Raw genomic sequence first — 23,164 nt, 5'->3', positions numbered from 1 at the left:
TGTCATCAATCTTACCAAGTCTGCAAAAAGGCTTGGTAAGTCATAAAAAAAGCCCGCTTACTTCGCAGTAGGCGGGCTTTTCAGCTTCTATATGGTGTCAGAATTCTTTATTTGACATGATCAACCTTTTCAGTTCTTCTAACTCGTCCCATTTCTGGTCTTTGGCCAGCAATGCTTGTTTTGGCCAGGATGTAGGATTTTGGATCTGAAACCTGGGTCCTGCTTTTTTCAAAACGGCTGCTAACCTGATAATGGAAGTGTCGGCGAGCTGTTCAATGGTATGAATGCCTTCCCGATTGAGCAATTCTTCAATCTTGGGGCCGATGCCTTCTATAATCTTCAAATCTTCCATGGGCCGGATTGCTTAGCGGTTCATAGAGATCAGGAATTCTTCATTGCTTCTTGTGCCCTTCATATGTTCAAGCAGGAAGTCCATGGATTCCATTGCATTCATATCCGACATGTGTTTTCGGAGGATCCACACTTTTTTCAGTGTTTCTTTATCCAGAAGTAGATCCTCGCGGCGCGTTCCGGAAGCCATAACATCAATAGCAGGGAATACACGCTTGTTGGAAAGCTTGCGGTCTAGCTGCAATTCCATGTTACCCGTTCCTTTGAATTCTTCAAAGATAACTTCGTCCATTTTAGAACCTGTATCAATTAACGCAGTGGCAATAATGGTCAGCGATCCGCCGTGTTCTACATTTCTGGCCGCTCCGAAAAATCTTTTTGGCTTGTGCAACGCATTGGCATCCACACCACCCGAAAGGATCTTACCGGATGAAGGAACCACCGTGTTATAAGCACGTGCAAGACGCGTGATGGAATCCAGAAGAATCACCACATCATGGCCGCATTCAACCATTCTTTTGGCTTTTTCCAAAACAATGCTGGCCACTTTTACGTGACGGTCTGCCTGCTCATCAAATGTAGATGCAATCACCTCAGCTCTTACGCTGCGCTGCATATCAGTAACCTCTTCCGGACGTTCGTCGATCAAAAGGATCAGAAGAAACACCTCAGGGTGGTTACGCGTGATGGCATTCGCAATTTCTTTCAGCAAAACAGTTTTACCCGTTTTTGGCTGCGCAACGATCATTCCGCGCTGTCCTTTTCCGATAGGAGCGAAAAGATCCAGGATCCTGGTAGAATATTGATCCGGACGTGAGCTTAGCTTCAAGCATTCATCCGGGAAAAGAGGCGTAAGATATTCGAAAGGAATACGGTCCCTGATTTCCTCGGTTGTTTTACCATTCACAGTCTCAACACGGAGCAATGCAAAGTATTTTTCACCTTCTTTCGGCGGGCGAATCTGTCCTTTAACCGTATCACCGGTTTTCAGGCCGAAAAGTTTAATCTGAGAAGGCGATACATATATATCATCTGGGCTAGCCAGATAGTTGTAGTCTGCTGAACGCAGGAAGCCGTAGCCGCCATCCTGCATAATTTCAAGAACGCCCTCGTTAACGATCAATCCGTCAAACTCTCTTACGTAGTTGTTGTAATTGCGTTTGATTTTAGACGATGGATCGTCGCGGTGGGCAGGCTGCTGCGGTTGTTGCGGCTGGCGTTCGCTGGAATCGTTAGGCTGATTCTGTTGATTTGGCTGGCGGTTCTGTCTCTCTTCTTTTGCGGCAGGTGTATTCTCTTCCGGGCTGGTTTCTGTTTTTTCCTGAACCACTTCTTCTGTTGCAGGCGCAGCAGCTTCCGGCTGGTTGGTTACTTCTTCTTTACCCAGATCATTTAATGTATCATTATCCGAATCGGCTTCTTCACGAATGTCCAGATTCTTGGGCCTGTCATTATTTTCAGGGCGCTGATTTCTCAGGGAAGTGTCAAATAGGGGAGCAGGTGAAGGCGACGCATTGTCTTTTTTCATCCTTGCCGATCTGTTGTTTGCCGGTTTCATTGTATCCGAAGGGGCGTCAGATGGCCTTCTTGCTCGTTTTTTCTTTGGTTCATCGGCATCGTAACCATCCGATTCCAAAGCCGGTTGAGCTGCGGGAGCTGCCGGGGTTATATTGTTAACAGGCTCAGCAGCTGCGGGAGTTTCTGTAACTGTTGCAGGCTCCTGTTTAAGCAGGATTCTGTTGATAAGTTCTTTTTTTGGGAGTTTAGCGTAATCAGCAACACCAAGGTTGCCAGCTATTTCTTTAAGCTCTGATAAAAGCTTAATGTTCAATTCATCAATTGTAGGCATACAGACAAGGGAAAGTAAAGTAGCACTTTACCGAATGGATATTAAGGTTTTGAATTTTTTTGGACAAAAGCCGAGAAGCATATCTCGCAGTGACGTGATGGTCATTAATATTAAAAATATCTTTTGTAAAAGTCCGGGTGACGACTCTACAACTTGAAAAACTTTATTAGATATACTCTGAAAGTTGGCAATTAAATAAAGGAAGTAAAGACAGTAAATCGGCAAGATTTTAAAACCTCGACAACGTTGAGAGTTATCGTGAGATGGAATTGGATTTAAAAGTCGATACTGGACTTATAGCGACGAAGGTAAAAAAAATATTTTTGACATCAAAGCGAAAACCCATTTAATACAAAAAAATAAACATTTCAAGCTTTCTATCTACGAAACACTGACATTAAGTGCTGATAATGAATGCACAAAACATGCGCCAACGTTTTTGATAGCGCTAGTTTTTGTGCCTCAAATGTGGGACTTTTGCAAAATTATGAACATTGTCATTGATTCGGGCAACACGTATTCGAAGGTCGGATGGTTTGAAAACGATAAACTGATACGCTATACGACGCGCCTTACATTTACGGAACTGATCGAAGCAGTGCTGGCGCAGGCTCCGGAGAATATCTTGTTTTCATCTGTAAGTCACACGGCCGCCGACTTTGAAGATGCGCTGGGAAAGTCACTGAAAATATTTGACTTAACACCCGGCACGCCATTGCCTATCAAAAAAAATTACGATACGCCGCAAACCCTGGGTGCCGACCGGATTGCCGCCTCCGCCGGGGCCAATTTCCTCTATCCAGGGGAAGATTTGGTCGTTATTGATATGGGCACTTGCATTACATATGATCTGATTGATAAAAACGCGGTGTTTCAGGGCGGGCTGATTTCCCCCGGGGTGAGAATGCGATTTAATGCAATGCATTCGTTTACTAAGCGACTTCCGCTGGTCGAACCGGATTCAGATCCGGAATTGATTGGAAAAAGTACGCACAGCGCCATGCAAAGTGGCGTAATGAATGGTGTTCTTGCAGAAATGCATGGAATAATTGAAAGGTATCGGCACAAATCGCCGGATTTGCGCGTACTATTATGTGGAGGTGATGCTGCTTTTTTTGAAAGTAGCCTGAAACCACCCATCTTTGCGGTGCCGGAATTGGTTTTAATAGGATTGAACAGAATTTTAACATATAATGTCTCGTTACAGTAGATTCAGAATACTCACATTTGCAATTGCACTCATTTGGAATTGTACATACCTCAATACGGCGCTAAGGGCACAAGGCTTGGGCAATTCTCCATACTCTTCATTGGGAATGGGAGAGTTTTATGGCGATGCTTATTCTGATAATACGGGAATGGGTCAATCCGGTGTTAGCACGGGAACCGGGTTTCAGATCAATAATCTTAATCCAGCCCTTTGGGTGCGCAACAGGTTTACAACCCTGGATATTGGCCTGGTCGGGCAGTATAAGGATGTTGCTTCGGGAGCAAACAAACAAACAAACACAGGCGGTAATCTTGCTTATGTTTCGCTGGCTTTTCCGATCAGCCCGCGTTGGGTGCTGGGTGTAAGCCTTAAACCGTACACATTTGTAGATTACAGCAATGCTTCAATACGCAATGTTCCGGGAACCCAGTTTGTAGGAATTTACAATACTACCGGAAAGGGAGGCATTAACAAGGCTTCGGTGACAACAGCTTACCAGGTTACAAAATATTTAAGCCTTGGTCTTGAAACTTCCTATTTTTTCGGGAATGTGCGTAAGGCCACAGAGGTTTCCCTGGTTGACAGGGCTGCAATTGAGCGCGGCGACGATCTTTCCAATGAATATGTAGTTAGCTTAAATGACCGCACAACTTATTCGGATATTGCCTTCCGGGCAGGTGCTGCGTTAAGAATCCCCATTAAGAAGGAAAATAAGCTGAACCTTAATCTGGGTGCTTCTTACGGCATTGGAACATCGATCAATGCGGACCAAACCACCACTTTTGAGGTTACTGCCAACGCGCTTAACGTGATCAGTCCTGACACGCTTCAGAATTTGATGGGCGGTGGGATTAAAACGCCTAATCAGCTGCTGGTTGGCGGAAGTTTGGAATGGCCGTTCAAATTGATCCTTTCTGCGGATTTCAGCTACCAGCAATGGTCACAATACAGAAGCTTTACAAACGCCAATGACGGTTTGAAGGATGTGGGCCGCATTAACGTGGGCGCAGAATATCTGCCGAGATTTACCTCACTGAATTATTTTGATCTGGTAAGATACCGCGTTGGGTTCAGCTATGGTAAAACACCCTATTCGATTGGAAATAGTGACGTGAATGATACCAATGTAAGCCTTGGCTTTACATTCCCGATGGGTAGGGGTTATCAGAACTTTCTATCTGTGGCACTCGTTGCAGGACAAAGAGGAAGCACCGGCGGCGGGATGATCAGAGAACGTTACGGGCGCGTCGTACTGGGAGTGACGCTTCTGGAAAGATGGTTTGTTAAACAAAAAATCGACTAAAATCAGACATGCGAATCGCATTGATCTTCAAGCAAATACGAAAAGGAGATAAATTTTTATCTCCTTTTTATCTTATTGTGCTGGCTGTATGGATGCTGGCCGCATGCGAAGGCAAACAAAACAAAGTCGGTGCCTTGTATACCGGCCCGCTTGAACTTGTCAATGATGTTGAAGTAAAATACAGCGAGCAGGGAAAATTAAAAGTGGTAATGAAAACGCCAAAGCGCCTCGCTTATCAAAACGAAGCACAAGTTTTTCCTGATACGATCAATATTAACTTTTATGATACAACGGGGACGATAGTTACCCGCCTACGCTCGGACTCGGGGCATTATGATAAAGCAGCCGACGTTTATATTGTAAAAGGAAATGTGCGCGTCGTCAAGTCGGAAACGGAAGAGTTGCTTACCACGACTGAGCTCAACTGGAGCCCGCGCACGCGTAAGGTCTTTACAGATAAACCGCTTTCAGTTATTAACAAACGAACTTCGGAAGTTACCAATGCGATCGGAATGGATGCCGAGCAGGACTTTACACGCATTAAATTTCGAAAGGCAACCGGAATCTATAAATTCAGCGGCGCTCCTTAATATTCCTTGCAATCCTTTAATGCAGCTTGTACAGTTTCAATAGGTGTATATACGCTGTCTTTACCCCATTTCATACCCAGAAAGCTGACCAGCTCAGCAATTTCAATCTCAGTCAATTTGAGATTGGCGGGCATGGGCCGGTTAAATTCTTTGCCGTCAACCAGAATACTGCCTTTCATCCCGTTTCTGATAATGCAAGCAACGGCTGATTTATCGCTCAGTCTGGCAGACGTTGCCAGTGGGGGATAAAGGTTAGCCATTCCCTTGCCGTCTGCCTGATGGCAATTGGCACAATAGGTCGTATATAGCTGATATCCTTCAACAAAATACTGCTCACTTTTCAGCTCAGATGCACTTTGGCAGGAAAACAGGGAGATAACTGAGAGAAGAAGAATCGCTGGTTTGATCATCAAAACGGGAGGTGACTGGCTATTTATATTCGTCGAGTAAGATCTTCATATCGGCAATGAGCTTCTGGGTTCCCTCTTCTGTTGTGCCGTCATACATGCCCCTTACCCGCTTGTCCTTATCGATCAGGATAAAAGCCCCGCCGTGAATGTACCCACCGTCCGCCGTTTTGTCTTCTTTTGCCGTGACTAGATAGTTTGTCTGACCAATCTCAAAGATCTTCTCTTTATTGCCAGTCAAAAATTGCCATTGATTGCCTTCGATGCCTAAATCACTTGCGAATTTCTTCAAAACCTGGGGCGTGTCATGATCCGGATCGATAGAGTGGGACAGGATCATTACCTGCGGATTGCCTTTGTATTGATTGTAAACCTTTATCATTTGCCGCTTCATAACAGGACAAATGGTAGGGCAGGTTGTGAAGAAAAAATCTGCAACATAGATTTTGCCTTCCACGATTTTTTCAGAAACGGTGTCGCCTTCCTGGTTAACAAATGAAAAAGCGGGAATAGTATTATAAACCGTATCAACCACTTCCTTTCCGTCAACCATTTTCTTGACCGCATCGCGTTCTCCAAGAATCGGCAATTTCTTATCGTCCTTGCAACCCAGCACGCCTAACATGAATGCAGCGAAAACGAACGTATATATATGAATGGTCTTATTTGCTTGTTTCATAACCTGTTACTCCAAAAATGTTTGCGCTTCCTGAATGGACTTTAATGTTACCTGTTTTACTTGCAGAATCTTTTCCTTTTCGCTCTCGAAATAATGGATTGCACTTTCAGGCTTTAATTTCTTGGCAGAATCACCTCGGTAAGCATGCATCCAGCTCATCATAAGCTTATCCGATTCATTTAGTTTTTGATTCAGATCCACAGCTTTCATGCGTTCTTCGGCGATGGTATTGCTGCTGATGCCTTCGTTTTGCAAGCTATCCATATGCTGTATTTTCTTGGATAACTTTGATTTCAATGTCATGATCTGGTCCATTTGCGGCATCACTTCGTCGTGAATCGTCATCACTTCTGCTTCCAGCTCGGAGGCCTTATCTTGTTTGCCTTCTTTGCCGCATCCTGACAAAAGGGCCAGAACAAACACGGATAGTATCGGGTATTTCATGAGTTTGGGAGGTTAAATCTATTGTATTTGAAAATGCTGTTGGGCCTAATTTTGTTCTTTGAGAATCATTTCGCGTGCATTGACCAGCACAGAATCCGAAGGATTATGTCCTCCGATCATTTGCGCAATTTCCTGCACACGCTCGTCTACGGTAAGTTTCTTTATTTTACTGACGGTTTTTTCCGAAGAATGATCCTTGTAAACAAAGTAATGTGCATTGCCGCTGCTGGCAATCTGATGTAAGTGTGTAATGGCAATAATCTGATGGTTAAGCGCCATATTTTGCATCATCTTGCCCATTTTTCTTGCAATTTCACCCGAAACGCCCGTATCGATCTCATCAAAAATGATCGTAGGAAGCATTCGTTTATCTGCAAGAATGTATTTGATGACCATCATTAATCTGGAAAACTCGCCGCCCGAAGCAACTTGCTTCAATTCTTGCGGGACAACACCTTTGTTGCCGCTGAAAAGAAACGCCACCGAATCCAGGCCATTAGCTGTCGGCAATGTTTCTGTTACCTGTATAGATAAACTTGCGTTTGGGATTCCCAGTTCCGAAAGTCTTTCCAAAATCAGAGTTTCGATTGCTTTGGTAACTTTTCGCCGCTTTTCTGAAAGGATTTTGGCGCTTTTGAGCATCGCCTCTTTTGCCTGAACCGCAGCTTTTTCCGCTTTAAGCAGCTCATCATCCAGGTTCAGAACAATGCTGAGCTTACGCTGCAATTCTTCTTCAATTTGAAGCAACTGCTCAACCGTGGTTACCTGATGTTTTTTGAGCAATGTATATATCAGGTCCAAGCGCTCCTGAACCAGTTCGGCACGTCCCTGATCGATGTCTACTGAGCTGTTTGCCTGGTCGATCTCGTCAGCTATATCGCGCAGTTCTATCAATGTGCTTTGCACGCGCTCACGGATGGCGTCATACACAGGAACAAGCCTGGCGGCCTGACCTATTGCATTAGCCGCATTTTTCAGCAGTTCAAGGATGGAATTATCGGGGTTATCTAGTAATGTGTAAGCGAGTTGCAGTTTTTCGCGGATCTCTACTGCATTTTCAAGAATGTTTAATTCAACTTCCAGCTTCTCCTGTTCGTCAGAAACCAGCTTGGCGTTGTTTAATTCCTGAAAGAGAAATTGGTCGTAATCGAACTCCTTCCGGAGCTTACCCGCCTCCTGTTGCAGCGTTTCAAAAGCCCGTGTTGCTTCCTTGTATGCCGAAAAATCCTGCTGGTATGCTTTAAGGAGTTGTGCGTTATCGGCAAATGAATCCACTACGCGCAGCTGAAATTCATTGTTGCCCAGCATCACCGAATCGTGCTGCGAGTGAATGTCAAGCAGCTGGCTGCCGATCCGCTTCAACGATTCCAGATTGACGGGCGTATCATTTACAAATGCCCGCGATTTGCCAGCCACTGAAATTTCACGGCGGATGATGCATTCATCGGAATAATCGACATTTTCATCTTCAAAATTGGGGGCGAGGTCATAGCCGGAAAGATTAAAACTGCCTTCTATCACACATTTTTCGCTGGAATCGTAAAGTGACTTCACATCAGCCCGATTGCCCAGAAGTAAGCCTATTGCGCCCAGCATGATCGACTTTCCAGCCCCCGTCTCACCCGTAATAATGTTGAGTCCGGGATCTGGCGACATTTCCAGCTGCTTAATGAGCGCGTAATTTTTTATAAGTAAATTCGAAAGCATATCTATACGAATATAGTTATCAGATCAACAATTAGGAAATATAACCATTCGCAGCCCGGTTTCGCCGGCTCATTTCGAGTTGGCATCATAAACGATCTCATAAAGCGATGGCAATGGAATGAGATGCGTGTGATTACGCGAGTCCCGGATCAGCAAACTTTCGTTTGTAAAGGATTCAAGTTCGCCAAAATGCGTGTTCCCATTATTCAAAACTGCGTTGATTTCTATTTTAAGCAACTTTTCGAGTGAAGCAAAAATGTTTTTGGAAGAGATGCGTATCAATCTTTTACTCATAAGAAATCACAGAAACGAATTGAAGGGGAAGTGCGATGGTTTATAAGGAGAGACGTTGATATAATTGCGTTTTGCTAGGATCCAGCCCCACCAGAAGCGTATATGCTTTCGCACGTTCCTCGGGCTGCGCCTCTATCAGGATCCGGTAAAGCTCATCGGATTTTGAATCGAAAAAAGAGTTAATCACCACACTGGCAGGCCTTAACTGGTTGACTTCCTTGGCCGTATTGAGCACTTCCAGCACTTTTGCGCGGGTCTCCGCCGGATTCTGAGTGGCAACGTCAAGCCCAAGCCGGTAATATTTATACATGCCTTCCCGGAACGGCGTAAATTGCTGGCTCATCAGGTTTTCAACAAGCCAGTAACGATTCCGCGAGTCACCATTCGAATCCCAGCCGCGTTTATTAGGGGAGGAGTTACGAGCCTGATTGACAAGGTTAAAAGCCTTCTGGACATAAGGCGCCCCGCCGAGCTTGCTGAAAGAATCATAGTCAAATATCAACGCTACATTCGCGTAAAAGGCCAGAATGTAGGGAAGCTCTTCGGTGTAGTTATTTTCGTTAAAATAAAGGGGCGTGTTGGGTAAGTAATTGAAGGTGAAATTTTTATCAACATAAGTAAAAAGAACTGTCTCGTAATTTGAATTGTAAACAGGCCTTGATACAACCAGTTGTGCATTCCCTTCATAGGCGCCCTGATTGAGTGAGCGCGTCAGGTTTACATTGAGCTTGCATTTGATTTTTTCCTCTTTGCCAAACTCATCATTGGTCCAGCGTGTATTATTCAAAAAATCATTCATATAAGTTTGAAGCTGCGCCATAGACTGTGGATCAGTCTTTTGCTGTGCTACCAGCTGCTCGTAATTAAGATTCACCGAGAACTGGAACTCCTGCGCCAGCGATTGTGCAGAATGCGTGCAGGCGACCAGTAAGAGCAACCAAACCCAAATATTTTTCATGCTTCACTCCATTTATTTAAGACAATGTTCAGAATGTCCTGTGCCACTTCATCTTTATTTTTAAGATCGAAATGTTTCACATTTTTCCCTTTGTCAATAACGGTTATTTTGTTGGTATCGTGTGCAAAGCCAGCGCCCGGATCATTCAGTGAATTCAGAATGATGAAGTCAAAGTTTTTGCGCAGTAACTTGTCCATTGCATACTCCATTTCATTCTCTGTCTCCAATGCAAACCCGATCAGCAACTGGTTTTCCTTTTTGGTTTTCCCCAATGTCCCTGCAATATCCTGCGTTTTGACCAGATCCAGGGTCATTTCCTGGCCTTGCTTTTTGATCTTATGCTCGGCTATAACCTTTGTCGTGTAGTCAGCAACGGCAGCAGCAAATATGACCACGTCGCTTTCTTCAAAATGTTGGGCAGTGGCGTTATACATTTCATTTGCGCTCTGTACATTGACGCGCTTCACCGTCGGTTCGGGCACCGGCAGGCTGGTAGGCCCGCTCACAAGTGTAACTTGTGCTCCTGCGGATGCAAAGGCTGCTGCAATTGCATAGCCCATTTTCCCCGACGAGCGGTTGCTGATGTAGCGAACCGGATCAATCGCCTCTACGGTGGGACCGGCAGTAATTAGCACGCGCTTTCCGGAAGCGATGGGTTTTCTTGCTAAAAAGCTGCCCAAAACTTTTATGATTGCCTCCGGCTCGGCAAGACGACCGTCCCCAATCAAACCACTGGCCAACTCACCGTGTTCGGGCTCGATGAAGTGATTTCCAAAGCGAAGTAATGTATCAATGTTATGCTTCGTGGACGGATGCTGATACATATCCACGTCCATGGCGGCCGCAAAGAAAACAGGACAGCGTGCTGACAAATAAACGGCCGTTAACAGATCATCGCAGTTGCCGGTGGCGCATTTTGCAAGCGTCCGCGCCGTCGCAGGAGCAACGATGATCGCATCCGCCCAGAGTCCGAGCTCCACGTGGTTGTTCCATGTTCCGTCCTGGCGGTCCGTAAATACGCTTAATACAGGTTTTTTAGATAAAACGGATAAGGTAAGCGGGGTAATAAATTCCTTTGCCGACTCTGTCATAACCACTTGAACATCAGATCCGGCTTTTACCAAGAGCCTGACAAGAAGGGCAGATTTATATGCGGCAATGCTGCCTGAGACGGCAACGAGTATCTTTTTACCTTTAAGATTCAAACTTCAATCGCTTTGGGTGGTCAATTCGGAAGGACTCCTGTCAGGCATAAAGTTACAGAGATAAGTGTAACATTTAAAGCCTGTAAATGAAAAGCCAGCCGCAAAACAATTTTTGCGGCTGGCTTTTGAATGAAATCAATTTTTATTCTTCCGTTGTATCGCGGTAAGCGTGATAAGTTTTTCCTTCGATGAATTCATCTATTGAAATGCTTCCTGCTTTTGGCATACGCTCGTAAAACTTGGAAATTTCAATTTGCTCCCTGTTTTCAAACACTTCTTCCAGGTTGTCTACGCCAGAAGCAAATTCAGCAAGCTTATTGTTAAGCTCTTCCTTCATCTTGCTCGAAATCTGACGGGCTCTTTTGGAGATTACAGAAACTGATTCGTATAGGTTACCAGTTACGTCTGCGATCTTATCGGTATCCCGGGTAATGATTGATGGATTGGTTGCCATACTTATGGTGATATTAGTTAAAATTAAAATCTAAATGAAAGAACTACTGTCCTTTCGGTTCTGTAATGGCCGGCGTTGTTACTTTGGTCGGCTTGTTGGCTGGATCGGGCTGCGTTTCAAGTTGTTTCTGACGTTCCACTTCGGCTTTTGCAATCACATCGATTTGCTTTTGGCTTTCGTCAAACATTCTTTCCGCATCACGGTTATATTTTCCTGTCGGATATTTATCGATCAGCTCCTGATAAAACTTCAAGACATCCTGATAACGTTCCTTTTGCTTCGAACTAAAACTGTTGGTGGCAAGATTGTACTGTGATTCCACCTTCAAAAACGCAAGTTCCTCATTGTATTTCGAATCTGGAAAATCCTTACGGAAGTTCTCAATCGATATTACGGCAGACTTCATCGACATTGCATTGAAATCGCTGATCTTGTGATATAAGCGGGCTCTTTCATATGCTTTGCGTTCAAGCTTTGCGCGCAGCTCCAAAATATAACGCGTACATTCTTCGCGGAAAGGGCTTTCAGGATATGCATTGATAAAATCCTGCATGGCCGAAATCGCGGTAAATGTACTGGTCTGGTCTAGGTTGTACGGCGACGAATCCTTATACAGGGAAAAAGCATGCATATACAATGCTTCCTGTGCGTAATCGCTTCGTGCGTAGGTATCAAAGAACTTTTTGAACAAAAACTGACTCGTATTGTACTGTCCCTGCTGGTACTGGGTATACGCATAGTAAAACTGCGCCAACTCGGATTCTGTACTTCCTTTTAACAATGGAATGAGTTCTTCAAAAAGTAGGCCGGAACGGTAAAAATCCCCCTTTTTGTAATAAGACATCGCGGCATCATACTTTTGCTGATCCGTACCAGTCTTTTGTAACTTCGAGAACTTACTGCAAGAAGTAATTACAAGGACCGCAATAAAAAGCAAGAAATAGCTTGCTGGACTGTTTTTTCGCATATTAGGTGCAAAGGTAATAAAAAAAGCTACATCATTCATAACGAATGCGTAGCTGATATAGTGTTAAAAATTAGCCTATTGCTGATGGCGTACAAGCATTTTTTTAGTGGCTACTTTTTGACCGTCTAGTGACAATTGATAGAAATAAAGCCCTGTCGGCATATCTTTCGTATTGACACGCAGCTTTCTGTCATTTCTGTTTAGGGGCAGCTCAGCCATTTGAGAACCAAGCACGTTGTAGATAATCAGTTTCGCATCACGAATGTTGGCAGTGATGTTATAGTCAAGATCTGCATATTCGCTGGCTGGATTGGGATAAATGTTTGATACTGAAATCTTATCGTTGGCATACAGTTGCTCTTCCACTTTCAACTGTGCTTCCATCTCAGGTTGTCTTCTGTTTGAAGATCTCTCCACGATTTCAGCGGTAGCGATGCCTGTGCTTTCAGAAGCATTGGGAGATGCAAACAAGAATGAACGATAGAAACTGTTTAGCGCTTTTGGATTTTGCAAAGACAGTAATTTGTAACTTGAACCCGTTGCCAAACCTGAAAATTTTATGTTGTCGCTGGCAGCAGGCTTCTTTTTGTTGACCATGTTCAAACGGCTGCCGTTCGAGACGGATTGTGCGTTTAAACCCTGTAAGGCCAACGTTAGTGTTATTATTAAGTAAAGTATATTTCTTTTCATAGCGTCATCTTGGAATACTTTTGACTAATATTTTATAATATTTTAGTAAAAAAGTACATTACAAAAATATAGAGAAACAATTGTATATTCAAAATATATTGTGTGAATGGACATCTTTATTTTGGAATCTAAAAAATCATGCCTGCTTAAATAAAATGAAGCTTGTCCTGATATATTTTTTACAACTCTTTCCAAATCGTCTTATTCTTGGTTGGTTTCTCTGAAATTCGCCAATTGAACCCGTCCAACTGTCGTTCCGGAGCCTTTATTTTCGAGGGTGGAATGAGCCTGCCGTCCGGTTTCCCCACAAATGAGATTTTATGTACACGATTGTCAGTGAAAAGCAGATTCATTTTTCCACATTCAACCCGGTTCAAGCCGATGCTTTTTTGCTCATCATCCACCGCATAGTAGGCACTTTCGCCGTTTCCATCCACCAGAACCTGTTTTAATTTGTTCCCGCTTTCAAAAAAAGCATTGATCGTGCGTCCTTTCACCTGGTTAAACTGCTTGACTAAGGTATCCTCCGTAATCACAAAAGATTTGCCTTTCAGCAGCATCCGGTTGATCTCATTATTGACTAAAAAAGCAGTAATCGAATCGGCCTCCATTTGATAATGCTGATCACTCCATAAAATCGGTTTTCGGAAAAATCGGATAATCGAATCGGCTGTATTGTAAGTGATCGAATCGCATTTGCCCTGGAAATCGCTTTTATATATAAAAACGTTTTTATTTCCGATCAGCTTCCTTGTGCTATCCCTCTGATTTTCATATGAATACAGTGTATCCGCACGAATGTAAAGAGTGTCGTCGGAAACTACATTTCTGACATATGCATGACCGAAAATTTTGGAATAACCCTCTTTTTTCCAGTAATATCCTTCGTCACCATTCAAAACCGTTTTATCCTTTTTGGCGACGATCACTACATTGCCTTTTCCGCGACCATTATTGGTTTTACCGTCCACTTCCAGCGAGTCAGCGGTGAGTGTATACGTTTCATTGTCTACCATCGTCCGCTTCTGAAATGAGGACTCGGCAGACTCCGTATTATAGCGACCCCTGGTTCCGTTTACCGTGCCGTCTTTATTCGTGATTTTAGTAGCACCATTAAAATCCGACCACTTCGTCAACGAGTTATACAGCAATGTATCCGTCGTAAGCACATACTTTTTATTGACCAGTTTTACGCTTTTATAATAAGTGAACTCCTTTGTTCGCGTATTATAAAAACCCTCTTTACTCGTCAGCACATTTTCCTCATCGACAGTCCGGCCAGGCGTTTTATAATTGGCAATGCCATTGGCCATATCGTATTCGATTTTGCGGGTCGTTAGGGTGCGTTTGCTATCTTTCAAAACCGTCTTTTTACCACTTACAATAGCGAGTCGCGTGTTTCCGAAATAGTAAAGCGTATCGCCTGTCACTGTAACCGTATCACCCTGTACGATCTTAACATTCCCGAAAGCTTCGATCACATTCGTATTGATATTCTGGATCGCGAGATTGCTGTGCAAGAATGCTCCTTTGTGCTTAAAAACGCCATTTTTGACCCGGCGGGAATCAACTCCGTTTTCATTCACAATTTCCAGCTCGTCGGACTTTATAATTTCAACAAGATCCTCACTCTGAACTGGCTGAGGTTTTGGTAAAGCTCTCTGGGCCAACAGGTAATGTGAAAAAAACATCAAAACAAAGAACGTCAAACGAAACATATTACCTTTGATATTGATGACGCGCAAAAGTTTAAAAGGGTTGCAGTTCGCGATGTATTTTTTTTTATTCATGTTGCCATTCTTTCTTTTACCTTTGAAATCAGTGCCTTCTGGGGAGTCTGGTAAAAGACTATTCATGTCTTATATACGCCAAAACTACATCAATTACGTTTCTTAGGTTCATGTTGGATGCTTTTTTAACTTTTATTAACCAACACAAGCTGGATCTCGAAAAACAGCCCTGCTTATTGACTGTGAGTGGGGGAGTAGACTCCGTTGTATTGCTTCATCTGTTTCACAAAGCCGGTTTCTCCGTCGGCATCGCACATTGTAACTTCGGGTTAAGAGGCGAAGAGTCCGATGGAGACGAAGAGTTTGTTCAGCAGCTTGCCCAAGCATACGGTTTTCCATTTTTTGCCAAACATTTTGATGTGAAGTCCTTTGCAAAGGAAAAGGGCATTTCCACGCAGATGGCAGCGCGCGACCTGCGTTACGAATGGTTTGAAATGCTAAGAACCACCAACGGCTACACATACATTGCCACCGCCCACCACGCAAATGATTCACTTGAAACCACCCTTTTAAATCTCACCCGCGGAACAGGATTATCGGGCCTACACGGCATTTCAGGCATCAACAATCATCTCATCCGCCCATTGCTCCTGGCCACCAAAGAGCAAATTCTGACCTACGCACAAGAGAACGCGCTAACATGGAGAGAGGACCGCTCGAACGCTTCGGATGACTACAAAAGAAATCTGATCAGACATAAGGTTGTTCCCATTTTGCAGCAGCTAAATCCGTCATTGGAAGCTACGTTCATTCACTCCTCCGCAAAACTGTCAAGTGCAGATCGGTTGCTGAAAGAAATGCTGGACGAATGGGCGAAAGGGGTTGTTGTGAAGGAGGGGGAGCAGGTGAAGATTAGCAAGGACAACATTGTTTTGGAGAGCGAGCCGGGGTATAGGCTATGGCATATTTTGCAGGAATATGGCTTTGTTTATGCGCAAGTAGAGAAAATTGTTGAGGGATTGAATGGGATGTCGGGAAAACTGTTCGAATCCGCATCCTATACATTGCTGATAGATCGAAAAGATCTAATCCTTAAAAATCGGGTTATTGCAACGTCTGATGACGAGATCAAAATAGAAGAAAGTCAATCTGAAGTTAATTTTGCCGGACGATGGATCTCGCTATACAAGAAGAGCCGCAATTCAAACGATGAGCTTCCTGGTAATAAAAGCATAGTTTCCATCAATTATGACAAACTAGCTTTTCCTTTAAAAATCAGAAAATGGAAAGTAGGAGATTCGTTCCGACCACTGGGCATGAATGGCGCGCGAAAAAAGTTAAGTGATCTTTTCATCGATTTGAAGATGGATAGATTTGCAAAGGAACAGGTACTGGTACTTTTGAATGGCAATGGGGAAGTTATTTGGGTGGTAGGAGTGAGGTTAGACGAGCGGTACAAGGTTCATGGACGTACAGCGCATATCTTGCAGGTAGCAGTGTGCTAGAATAGCTCTCTGTTCTTGACTTAGCAAAAATATCCAGGAGACACAGTGTGTTTTATATCAGCTAATGTCACGACTTTGGGGATAGAGAAGGCACTAATCTTCATGCTTGTCTGCAAAACAAGACTGGACATCTTGGACTGGATGTAAGATATTTTCGATCTCTGAATCAATTCAATGGGGTTCACGCAAACCACCTAAATTTTCTTGACGAGCAATGGCTTAGCACCAACATTGACTGGGAGTTTTTAAATTTGTCGGTATTGGAAGGGTCCGCGGAATCAATTGCGGTTATTACTTTGAAACCTTTGAAAGAAACATTGTCAGAGACTATAACGGTATATTGAATTATGACCCCTTGCAAGCTAAATATGACCAATTAATTTCAACGTTCAATGTTGGTTGCAAAGCAACCGATGAATTTGATGTGTGGATGAGCTTAGGCGGTACAGCTATCATCGAATATTTATTGGATGACGAGCATTACAACTTTGTAGCAGTTCAATTCCACACAAAGGTCAATGTCCGGATAAGAGACAAAATTATAATTAGTTATGAAGCTAACTATGATGACGAGAACTCGGGATTATCTATCGAAGGTGCGTGTGAGATTTTATATTTTGCATAGGCTTTATTTTTTTTAACATGAGCTATTGCGCAGAAAGAATTTGTTTTTACCTTTGCACCACGTTTCGCACACGGCGAAGTATTTAGAGAGATGGCAGAGTGGTCGATTGCGACGGTCTTGAAAACCGTTGACTGTAACAGGTCCGGGGGTTCGAATCCCTCTCTCTCTGCAGGACATGATGTCAAAACATTCAAAAACCCCGTTTAAACGCTTTAAACGGGGTTTTTGCGTTTTTGGGTTATACCAAAATATTCAAAAAATCCCGATAAAAATGTAGCGATTCGTGGAAGTAACATAATCCCAAAAAAACTTCCACGATCAGGCACTTAACTAACTGGTTAGCAAGATGTTCACCCCGTAAACATCTTGCGTTTCAATGGTAACAATTCGATTTTTGTTCATCTTAAACATTATGTACTATGTTAGAAACAAGCTTCGGGTTGATTTTCTTTTTGAAAAGACCCAATCCAGAATTAGCAGACGGAATGCGCTATGTATACTGCCGAGTCACTGTTAACGGTATTCCAAAGGACATCTCTACCAAACGTATCTGGCATCCATCTAAATGGAGTGTGGGTGCTGGGCGGGCGACCGGGAACAAGGAGGACACTAAAACATTGAATGCGTACCTTGATACGTTGACTTCGAAGATTTATGAGGCAAAGCGATCATTAATTGAGGCAAACAAAGAGGTCACCTCGGAAGCTATCAAGAATATTCTTCTCGGCAGAACCGAAAGCGGAAAAACTATCCTGCCTATCTTTCGTGAGCACAATGATCAAATCGCTGCCTTAGTCGGAGCCGATTTTGCGCCAGGCACTTTAGAGCGATATGAGACATGCATGAAACATACCCGCGACTTCATCAAATGGAAGTACCAGGCAGACGATTTTGAAATCAAGAAACTAGACTACGAATTCATATCGCAGTATGAATTCTGGCTTAAAGCGGTCAAGAAGATCAATCATAACACTACGATGAAGTACTTAGCCAACTTCAAGAAGATTGTACTTCTCTGTGTAAAACGGGGATGGCTTCAGCGCGATCCATTCTATGCATTCAAATTTTCTAAGCGAGAGGTTGATCGGCAAGCATTGACTGAAACGGAGTTGAAGAAAGTTTGGGAGAAAGATTTGGGCGATGGCCGCCTAGCTCTTGTCAAGGATATTTTCCTTTTCTGCTGCTACACCGGCCTTGCTTACGCAGATATTTATAAATTGAAGCGGACTGAGGTTGCGGAAGGGATAGATGGAGGAAAGTGGATAACAACTAAGCGCCAAAAGACTGACACTCCATCTCGCATACCTATTCTGCCAATGGCTATGGAAATTATGGAGAAGTACGAAGATCATCCGCAATGCGAAAATGAGAATCGGGTGCTGCCGGTGCTTTCTAATCAGAAGATGAACGCCTACCTGAAGGAGATTGCGGATTTGTGTGGGATAAACAAGAATATTACGTTTCACTTGGCTCGGCATACTTTCGCAACGACTGTGACTTTGACAAACGGGGTGCCGATTGAGAGTGTTTCTAAGATGCTGGGGCATCGAAATATTAAGACTACCCAGCAATATGCAAAGATTGTTGACAAAAAAATCAGTGATGACATGGCAAAGTTAAAAGTTATATTATCTAAGCAATGAAGCTAGCTTCGACACGCAGGACTTAAAATCCTGTGAGCCGAAACGCTCGTACGGGTTCGATTCCCGTCCCCGGTACTGATTATCAAGAGGTTATACAATGAATTGTATAACCTCTTTTTCGTTGGTACAACATAGATACAACTAATGATCGCTATTAAAACCGTTCGAATGTTGTAATTTGAGGCCATTGATATAACAAAAGTGCTTCCCATGAATCTTACTTCCCTGTTGAACCTTTCCGATCTTCGTCATTATAAATTACATGCAGCCCGATATAATGGCTCACATGAACCATTGGATGTTTTTTTAAGGAATAGAATCGAATGGGATCAGTGGAACAGCTGGCAGGGATATCGGAATGAATTTACACGTGACCTGATTCTGTCCTTGATCAAGTTTTATCCAGAACAGGACACTTGGTTATTTGGGGGATTGTATCGAATTGTAAGCAGATCCCCAGAGAAGAATACCCACAGCTATGAAGTGGAAAAAATAGAACATGGACAGGAGCTGATAGGGAGGTTGAAGCTAACGGGTCAGCTTCCTCGTACAAGATCCTTTAATCTCGAAACTGTATATAATCGCTTAACCGTCTCCGAAATTCTTAAGAATACTTATAACGGAGAGTCATTTTGTGGCTATGAGAATGTGAGTATTGACTTCACAATGCTTGAAATAATATATCAAAACGGAAGAGTCGATTGGCAGACCGCATTAGCAAATGTCAAAGGGATTTATCTGATTGCAGACAAAAAGAACGGTAAAATTTATGTGGGATCTGCTTCAGGTGATACAGGTATATGGGCACGGTGGGGCAGCTACATTGATACTGGACATGGGTGGAATAAGGAACTAATCACACTTGGCGATGTAACCACTTCCTACGCTCGCGAGAATTTTCGATTAACATTAATTGAATGCTGGCCATTCAAGACAGACGATAACCTCATCCGTAAGCGTGAAAGTTTTTGGAAAGAAGCGATGTTAACAAGAGAGCATGGGTATAATTCTAACTAGGCTTATTTCAGGCGAGTTAGTTGTCGTTATTAAATTTTCTATTAGTAACTAGTACTTAAGTACGAGAAATAACAACGCATATATGCAAGTCATCTGCCCAGCAGAAGCAGCCTTTTACAATTTAGTTGAGGAAGTAGTTGCTCGCTTAAAACAAAGTAATTCACAAGATAAACAAAAGTGGATTTCGGACGAACAGGCTATGATTTCTGGATAAGTGGATCAATACCGCAGGTCAGCTGATCTCTAATAAGTTCCTTTTCCTTCCTCGCTGTAAGCAGAGAACACGAGGATACACATCGATGCTGATGCGCTTTTCCTTGCCGTGTAACCTATATTTAAGCCGCCAATATTTCCCACCTTTGGGCACCACTTCAAGATATAATCCGTCAGAATCTGATAGCTTATAAATCTTTCCCTTTGGCTGTGCAGCCTTGCATTGTGTATCTGTCAAAGACATGTTGCATACCTCCCATTCTATATACTGTTAAAAATTTGGGGGACAAAACGTTATGTCATATATATTTTGTCCCCCAAAGCCTGTTAATGCAGAGTGGTCTTGATTGTGTTTGGGAAATCCAAGAATACAGCGAAATGCTTGAAAAACCTGGGTTTTTCTAAGAAAATTAAGAACAAACAATATCAGTAAAAGAAAAGAATGGCTCCTCGAGCAGGATGCCAACTCTGACTTTATTTCATTAAAATCTTAACAGTCTACAATACACCTTTCTCTCTTTGTCCCCCAAATTGTCCCCCAGGACAGGTGGCTGACTGGTGGAAAATCTAGTTGACCTTACCACCTCGTAATTGCAAGTTCAATATAAAGTTTCGGATAAAGGAGATGTCATTACTGATACATATGCCAATAACATCCAACAAAAAATGACGAAATCGCTCGTCTACAATCTGAAAAGGCCGGCAAAAGTAAAAAGATAGCCGATTTATCCAGTAAGATAAATTCCGTTTCGCAGGCGTTATTGAAAGCCTCCACTCTCAGCTAGTTATCCTGAAAGAATTGTTAAAAGAGAAAAAAACCACGCTTGTCAGCCTGGCCCTCAAATATCCACCTGCAACCCGAGCGCTGCTGGGAGCCCTATTGGATGATTTGAAAGAAACACCCTTAACGGATGCACTCTATAAAACGTTAAACCCTAACGCTAATTATAAGCTTCCTGGCGTCAATAAGGTTCTCAGCACAACCGCCAAATGAAACATCGTATGAAACTTCACTAAAACCCAACGCTGTTCAGACAGGCTGTTCCGTTCACAGCTGATCAAATTCAGTCACCGGCTATCTATATCGAAAAAGACTTTGGGTAAGCTCATCAAATGATGGGCATTTGCAGCCAACAAAAAAGGTATTATTGCTATGCTAAATGTGACATTAGACTTTAACAACTCTATGCTCTATACAGTGTAACTATCCAGCATTTTCATCGGTACTAACGTATTTATTTCCCTTTTCCCAAGCTTCTGCAATCCCATGGTAATCAGGGAAATTGGACGGTTTATTAGCTGTCCAGTTCTTAATAAATTCTGGATTGTTACTATTAGGTCGTGGGTTAGCTGTATTTATTCTTGCCTGCACCGGTGTACGGACTGCATCCCCCATGATAACTACATGCTGCTGAGGTAAAATTGGCAATTGCTGTAAAATGTCTTCATTGGCTGCAGATACCAATTGGCGTACGTACTTTTGGTCTTCTGGATTTTGAAGACGGTGAATAATAAACGAGTTGCATTGTGATAAAACCGTTTTAGACAGTTCTGATGGTCTCTGGCTTGAAATAAGCAGAGAAATACCGTATTTCCTCCCTTCTCTGGCTATCCGTTCAAATACCTTCTTAGCAATAGACTCTTTATCTCCTCTATTTTTTTCTGGTATATAGTTCTGTGCCTCCTCAAGAACGAGGCAAACTGGAAATTTTCCGCGATCAACTTCAGGAAACCTTGAAACGAATTCCAGAATAAGCCTTCCAACGAGACCAGTGATTGTCTCAAGAATCTCGGAAGGCAAAAGAGACATGTCAATTATTGTAAGTTGACTGATCAGATCAGGGATAACCTTTTCATGACCATTATTTTTTAATTGCTTCTTGTAATGGGAAGAAAATTTGTCTGCGTGATCCTCTTCGTAAACCTTACAGAAATCCCCTAAAATAAATGCAATAAACTTTGCTAAGCTTTTATCAATTTCAAATTTCTCCGTCAGGAGTAACGGGTTGGAAATTCGTTCATCATTTAGGTAAGATTGTAACCTTAGTCGCAACGTAGATACAAATTCCCTTATTCGGTTACTTGAACTTTCTTGTTCCGCTATGGCACGATCAAAACATGAATTCAGGAGATCTTCAAAGTCATACCAGACTGGTAGATCAATATTTTGATCCTCAGCACTCTTAGATTTAGTTTGAAGGCTGTGGTACTTTTGAATCTCTGTTTGAATAATTTCCTTAGAAGCAGTTAACTCGCTCAGATTAACCACTTTAAACTTAGCTGGCTTAATTGCCTGAAGTTTTGCGATAGCATCTGCCATCTGAGACTGATCAAAATTATCAATTTTCAGAGACCTAATATGCTTCACATTTGTGTCAATATCGTAACTATCAATCTTCCAATAATCATCAATGTTATCACAAAATCTTACGAGTGAATCAATGTAGCTTAAAATTTGAGGAGATATTTCGTTGTGTTTAATCGCTACCTTATTTCCCTTGGCCAGGGAAACGGCGCGTTTTAATATTGGTGATTGTGTACCAGACGTTGGTTCAAACAAATAATCCAAATCAGAATAATTCATAAACCAGAATGGTACCTTAAGTCCGTCTTTATCAATATGATAAGGATTAACTAAGGCTAGATTTTTATAGGGTGTGACTTCGGTTCCTTGGAACGCCGCCTTATACTCACCATTTGTATCAAAAATGACTATATGTGCATTCTTAATTTTATTACCATTGTAATCAAAATCAAATAAGCTTTGCAAAATAGAAGCAACCGTACAAGACTTTCCAGATCCCGTGTTTCCTAGGATGGCTGCGTGCTTGCCGAAGAACTTATCTGGATTTATTTTAATACGGTAATCAGTAAACGCTGGCGATGTGCCAACCGGTAAGTAGTAGTCTTCAGAGAAATCAATTGCATCCTTAGGCTTTTGATCAAAAATGTTATCTAAATCTTTTTTAGTAACGTAACATACTGGGTTATCCAATATAGGATAATTATATACTCCTTGTAGATATTTCCCATCGTCACGAATTGTACCAATCATTGTTGCAACTAGATATCTTGCCGACTTCGTTAAGAAAATCGCTTCTTTGTCGCTACCTAACTCTGTCTCATCAATCGCTCGAACCCTAGTTACCATGGCCACAATCTTATCTGGGCCTATTGGAATTATAACATATGAATTAATTCTAGCTACTTCATAGATATCCTCATATCCACTCTTATAAAGACTTTTTAAATCTTCATCTAGCTTAATAGATACACGAAAACTATCAACAGCAAGTACGCGACCAATGCTTTTCTCATCCATG

Annotated in this window: 22 protein-coding genes and 1 tRNA gene; 8 read left to right on the top strand and 15 right to left on the bottom strand. The window is 42.6% G+C overall.

All coding sequences use genetic code 11. The features are described 5' to 3' along the window. Nucleotides 1-97: 97 nt before the first annotated feature. Nucleotides 98-352, bottom strand: a complete 255-nt coding sequence (locus LZG74_RS11660; RefSeq protein ID WP_233796755.1) for a helix-hairpin-helix domain-containing protein — start codon at nucleotides 350-352, stop codon at nucleotides 98-100. A gap of 12 nt (nucleotides 353-364) precedes the next feature. Further along, nucleotides 365-2,200 carry a transcription termination factor Rho gene (rho, locus tag LZG74_RS11655; protein WP_233796754.1) on the bottom strand — a complete coding sequence of 612 codons (1,836 nt, stop codon included), beginning with the start codon at nucleotides 2,198-2,200 and terminating at the stop codon, nucleotides 365-367. A 487-nt stretch (nucleotides 2,201-2,687) separates the two neighbouring features. Here rho and LZG74_RS11650 point away from each other — a divergent pair, with 487 nt between their 5' ends. The 3 genes from LZG74_RS11650 (at nucleotide 2,688) to lptC (ending at nucleotide 5,303) form a co-directional block, all read left to right on the top strand. Further along, on the top strand, nucleotides 2,688-3,410 hold the full coding sequence (locus LZG74_RS11650) for a type III pantothenate kinase (RefSeq protein WP_233796753.1): 723 nt from the start codon (nucleotides 2,688-2,690) through the stop codon (nucleotides 3,408-3,410). Nucleotides 3,411-3,516: 106 nt separating this feature from the next. Next, nucleotides 3,517-4,713: a hypothetical protein gene (locus LZG74_RS11645; protein WP_233796752.1), complete on the top strand. Its 1,197-nt coding sequence runs from the start codon at nucleotides 3,517-3,519 to the stop codon at nucleotides 4,711-4,713. 8 nt (nucleotides 4,714-4,721) lie between these two features. Further along, nucleotides 4,722-5,303: an LPS export ABC transporter periplasmic protein LptC gene (lptC, locus tag LZG74_RS11640; RefSeq protein ID WP_233796751.1), complete on the top strand. Its 582-nt coding sequence runs from the start codon at nucleotides 4,722-4,724 to the stop codon at nucleotides 5,301-5,303. Here the strand turns inward: lptC and LZG74_RS11635 are convergent. From LZG74_RS11635 to LZG74_RS11585, 11 genes are all read right to left on the bottom strand, one after another. Continuing rightward, a complete protein-coding gene (locus LZG74_RS11635; RefSeq protein WP_233796750.1) occupies nucleotides 5,300-5,713 on the bottom strand; it encodes a cytochrome c in 414 nt (137 codons plus the stop codon). The genes lptC and LZG74_RS11635 overlap by 4 nt on opposite strands. 19 nt (nucleotides 5,714-5,732) lie before the next feature. After that, entirely contained in the window at nucleotides 5,733-6,335 is a 603-nt protein-coding gene (locus LZG74_RS11630) for an SCO family protein (protein ID WP_233796769.1), read from the bottom strand. A 60-nt stretch (nucleotides 6,336-6,395) separates the two neighbouring features. Continuing rightward, a complete protein-coding gene (locus LZG74_RS11625; RefSeq protein ID WP_233796749.1) occupies nucleotides 6,396-6,833 on the bottom strand; it encodes a viral A-type inclusion protein in 438 nt (145 codons plus the stop codon). A 45-nt stretch (nucleotides 6,834-6,878) separates the two neighbouring features. Then, nucleotides 6,879-8,540, bottom strand: coding sequence for a DNA repair protein RecN (gene recN / locus LZG74_RS11620; RefSeq protein ID WP_233796748.1), 1,662 nt, complete (start codon nucleotides 8,538-8,540; stop codon nucleotides 6,879-6,881). Nucleotides 8,541-8,609: 69 nt separating this feature from the next. Beyond that, nucleotides 8,610-8,834, bottom strand: coding sequence for a hypothetical protein (locus tag LZG74_RS11615; protein WP_233796747.1), 225 nt, complete (start codon nucleotides 8,832-8,834; stop codon nucleotides 8,610-8,612). Between the two features lie 40 nt (nucleotides 8,835-8,874). Then, nucleotides 8,875-9,792 carry a DUF4835 family protein gene (locus LZG74_RS11610; RefSeq protein WP_233796746.1) on the bottom strand — a complete coding sequence of 306 codons (918 nt, stop codon included), beginning with the start codon at nucleotides 9,790-9,792 and terminating at the stop codon, nucleotides 8,875-8,877. Continuing rightward, nucleotides 9,789-10,997: a bifunctional phosphopantothenoylcysteine decarboxylase/phosphopantothenate--cysteine ligase CoaBC gene (gene coaBC / locus LZG74_RS11605; RefSeq protein WP_233796745.1), complete on the bottom strand. Its 1,209-nt coding sequence runs from the start codon at nucleotides 10,995-10,997 to the stop codon at nucleotides 9,789-9,791. The genes LZG74_RS11610 and coaBC overlap by 4 nt, the downstream gene beginning before the upstream one ends. 142 nt (nucleotides 10,998-11,139) lie before the next feature. After that, nucleotides 11,140-11,451, bottom strand: a complete 312-nt coding sequence (locus LZG74_RS11600; RefSeq protein WP_026632203.1) for a DNA-directed RNA polymerase subunit omega — start codon at nucleotides 11,449-11,451, stop codon at nucleotides 11,140-11,142. A gap of 43 nt (nucleotides 11,452-11,494) precedes the next feature. Beyond that, on the bottom strand, nucleotides 11,495-12,418 hold the full coding sequence (locus tag LZG74_RS11595) for an outer membrane protein assembly factor BamD (protein ID WP_233796744.1): 924 nt from the start codon (nucleotides 12,416-12,418) through the stop codon (nucleotides 11,495-11,497). A gap of 75 nt (nucleotides 12,419-12,493) precedes the next feature. Next, nucleotides 12,494-13,108: a T9SS type A sorting domain-containing protein gene (locus LZG74_RS11590; RefSeq protein ID WP_233796743.1), complete on the bottom strand. Its 615-nt coding sequence runs from the start codon at nucleotides 13,106-13,108 to the stop codon at nucleotides 12,494-12,496. A 179-nt stretch (nucleotides 13,109-13,287) separates the two neighbouring features. Beyond that, nucleotides 13,288-14,778, bottom strand: a complete 1,491-nt coding sequence (locus tag LZG74_RS11585) for an OstA-like protein (protein ID WP_233796742.1) — start codon at nucleotides 14,776-14,778, stop codon at nucleotides 13,288-13,290. Nucleotides 14,779-15,080: 302 nt separating this feature from the next. Between LZG74_RS11585 and tilS the strand changes: the two genes are divergently transcribed. The 5 genes from tilS (at nucleotide 15,081) to LZG74_RS11560 (ending at nucleotide 19,628) form a co-directional block, all read left to right on the top strand. Beyond that, complete coding sequence (tilS, locus tag LZG74_RS11580; RefSeq protein ID WP_233796741.1) at nucleotides 15,081-16,343, top strand: tRNA lysidine(34) synthetase TilS; 1,263 nt, start codon at nucleotides 15,081-15,083, stop codon at nucleotides 16,341-16,343. A 340-nt stretch (nucleotides 16,344-16,683) separates the two neighbouring features. Then, the gene (locus LZG74_RS11575; RefSeq protein ID WP_233796740.1) at nucleotides 16,684-16,968 is read left to right on the top strand and encodes a hypothetical protein; all 285 of its coding nucleotides are present in this window, start codon (nucleotides 16,684-16,686) and stop codon (nucleotides 16,966-16,968) included. A gap of 84 nt (nucleotides 16,969-17,052) precedes the next feature. Further along, a tRNA-Ser gene (locus LZG74_RS11570) sits at nucleotides 17,053-17,137 on the top strand. A 250-nt stretch (nucleotides 17,138-17,387) separates the two neighbouring features. Beyond that, a complete protein-coding gene (locus tag LZG74_RS11565; RefSeq protein ID WP_233796739.1) occupies nucleotides 17,388-18,611 on the top strand; it encodes a site-specific integrase in 1,224 nt (407 codons plus the stop codon). Between the two features lie 210 nt (nucleotides 18,612-18,821). After that, on the top strand, nucleotides 18,822-19,628 hold the full coding sequence (locus tag LZG74_RS11560; RefSeq protein ID WP_233796738.1) for a GIY-YIG nuclease family protein: 807 nt from the start codon (nucleotides 18,822-18,824) through the stop codon (nucleotides 19,626-19,628). A gap of 232 nt (nucleotides 19,629-19,860) precedes the next feature. On the opposite strand, the gene LZG74_RS26535 is transcribed toward LZG74_RS11560, so the two are convergent. After that, entirely contained in the window at nucleotides 19,861-20,085 is a 225-nt protein-coding gene (locus LZG74_RS26535) for an Arm DNA-binding domain-containing protein (RefSeq protein ID WP_409014470.1), read from the bottom strand. 960 nt (nucleotides 20,086-21,045) lie between these two features. Then, nucleotides 21,046-23,163: an ATP-binding protein gene (locus LZG74_RS11555; protein WP_233796737.1), complete on the bottom strand. Its 2,118-nt coding sequence runs from the start codon at nucleotides 23,161-23,163 to the stop codon at nucleotides 21,046-21,048. Nucleotide 23,164 lies beyond the last annotated feature (1 nt).

The organism is Dyadobacter sp. CY327 (assembly GCF_021390415.1).
Classification (GTDB): domain Bacteria; phylum Bacteroidota; class Bacteroidia; order Cytophagales; family Spirosomataceae; genus Dyadobacter; species Dyadobacter chenhuakuii.
This window is presented reverse-complemented; position numbering and strand designations above follow the sequence as displayed.

Excerpts from the sequence above, each read along its gene's own strand:
- LZG74_RS11660 (WP_233796755.1), bottom strand. The coding sequence starts at position 352 with ATGGAAGATTTGAAGATTATAGAAGGCATCGGCCCCAAGATTGAAGAA.
- rho (WP_233796754.1), bottom strand. The coding sequence starts at position 2,200 with ATGCCTACAATTGATGAATTGAACATTAAGCTTTTATCAGAGCTTAAA.
- LZG74_RS11650 (WP_233796753.1), top strand. The coding sequence starts at position 2,688 with ATGAACATTGTCATTGATTCGGGCAACACGTATTCGAAGGTCGGATGG.
- LZG74_RS11645 (WP_233796752.1), top strand. The coding sequence starts at position 3,517 with ATGGGAGAGTTTTATGGCGATGCTTATTCTGATAATACGGGAATGGGT.
- lptC (WP_233796751.1), top strand. The coding sequence starts at position 4,722 with ATGCGAATCGCATTGATCTTCAAGCAAATACGAAAAGGAGATAAATTT.
- LZG74_RS11635 (WP_233796750.1), bottom strand. The coding sequence starts at position 5,713 with ATGATCAAACCAGCGATTCTTCTTCTCTCAGTTATCTCCCTGTTTTCC.
- LZG74_RS11630 (WP_233796769.1), bottom strand. The coding sequence starts at position 6,335 with ATGTTAGGCGTGCTGGGTTGCAAGGACGATAAGAAATTGCCGATTCTT.
- LZG74_RS11625 (WP_233796749.1), bottom strand. The coding sequence starts at position 6,833 with ATGAAATACCCGATACTATCCGTGTTTGTTCTGGCCCTTTTGTCAGGA.
- recN (WP_233796748.1), bottom strand. The coding sequence starts at position 8,540 with ATGCTTTCGAATTTACTTATAAAAAATTACGCGCTCATTAAGCAGCTG.
- LZG74_RS11615 (WP_233796747.1), bottom strand. The coding sequence starts at position 8,834 with ATGAGTAAAAGATTGATACGCATCTCTTCCAAAAACATTTTTGCTTCA.
- LZG74_RS11610 (WP_233796746.1), bottom strand. The coding sequence starts at position 9,792 with ATGAAAAATATTTGGGTTTGGTTGCTCTTACTGGTCGCCTGCACGCAT.
- LZG74_RS11600 (WP_026632203.1), bottom strand. The coding sequence starts at position 11,451 with ATGGCAACCAATCCATCAATCATTACCCGGGATACCGATAAGATCGCA.
- LZG74_RS11595 (WP_233796744.1), bottom strand. The coding sequence starts at position 12,418 with ATGCGAAAAAACAGTCCAGCAAGCTATTTCTTGCTTTTTATTGCGGTC.
- LZG74_RS11590 (WP_233796743.1), bottom strand. The coding sequence starts at position 13,108 with ATGAAAAGAAATATACTTTACTTAATAATAACACTAACGTTGGCCTTA.
- LZG74_RS11565 (WP_233796739.1), top strand. The coding sequence starts at position 17,388 with ATGTTAGAAACAAGCTTCGGGTTGATTTTCTTTTTGAAAAGACCCAAT.
- LZG74_RS11560 (WP_233796738.1), top strand. The coding sequence starts at position 18,822 with ATGAATCTTACTTCCCTGTTGAACCTTTCCGATCTTCGTCATTATAAA.
- LZG74_RS26535 (WP_409014470.1), bottom strand. The coding sequence starts at position 20,085 with ATGTCTTTGACAGATACACAATGCAAGGCTGCACAGCCAAAGGGAAAG.
- LZG74_RS11555 (WP_233796737.1), bottom strand. The coding sequence starts at position 23,163 with ATGGATGAGAAAAGCATTGGTCGCGTACTTGCTGTTGATAGTTTTCGT.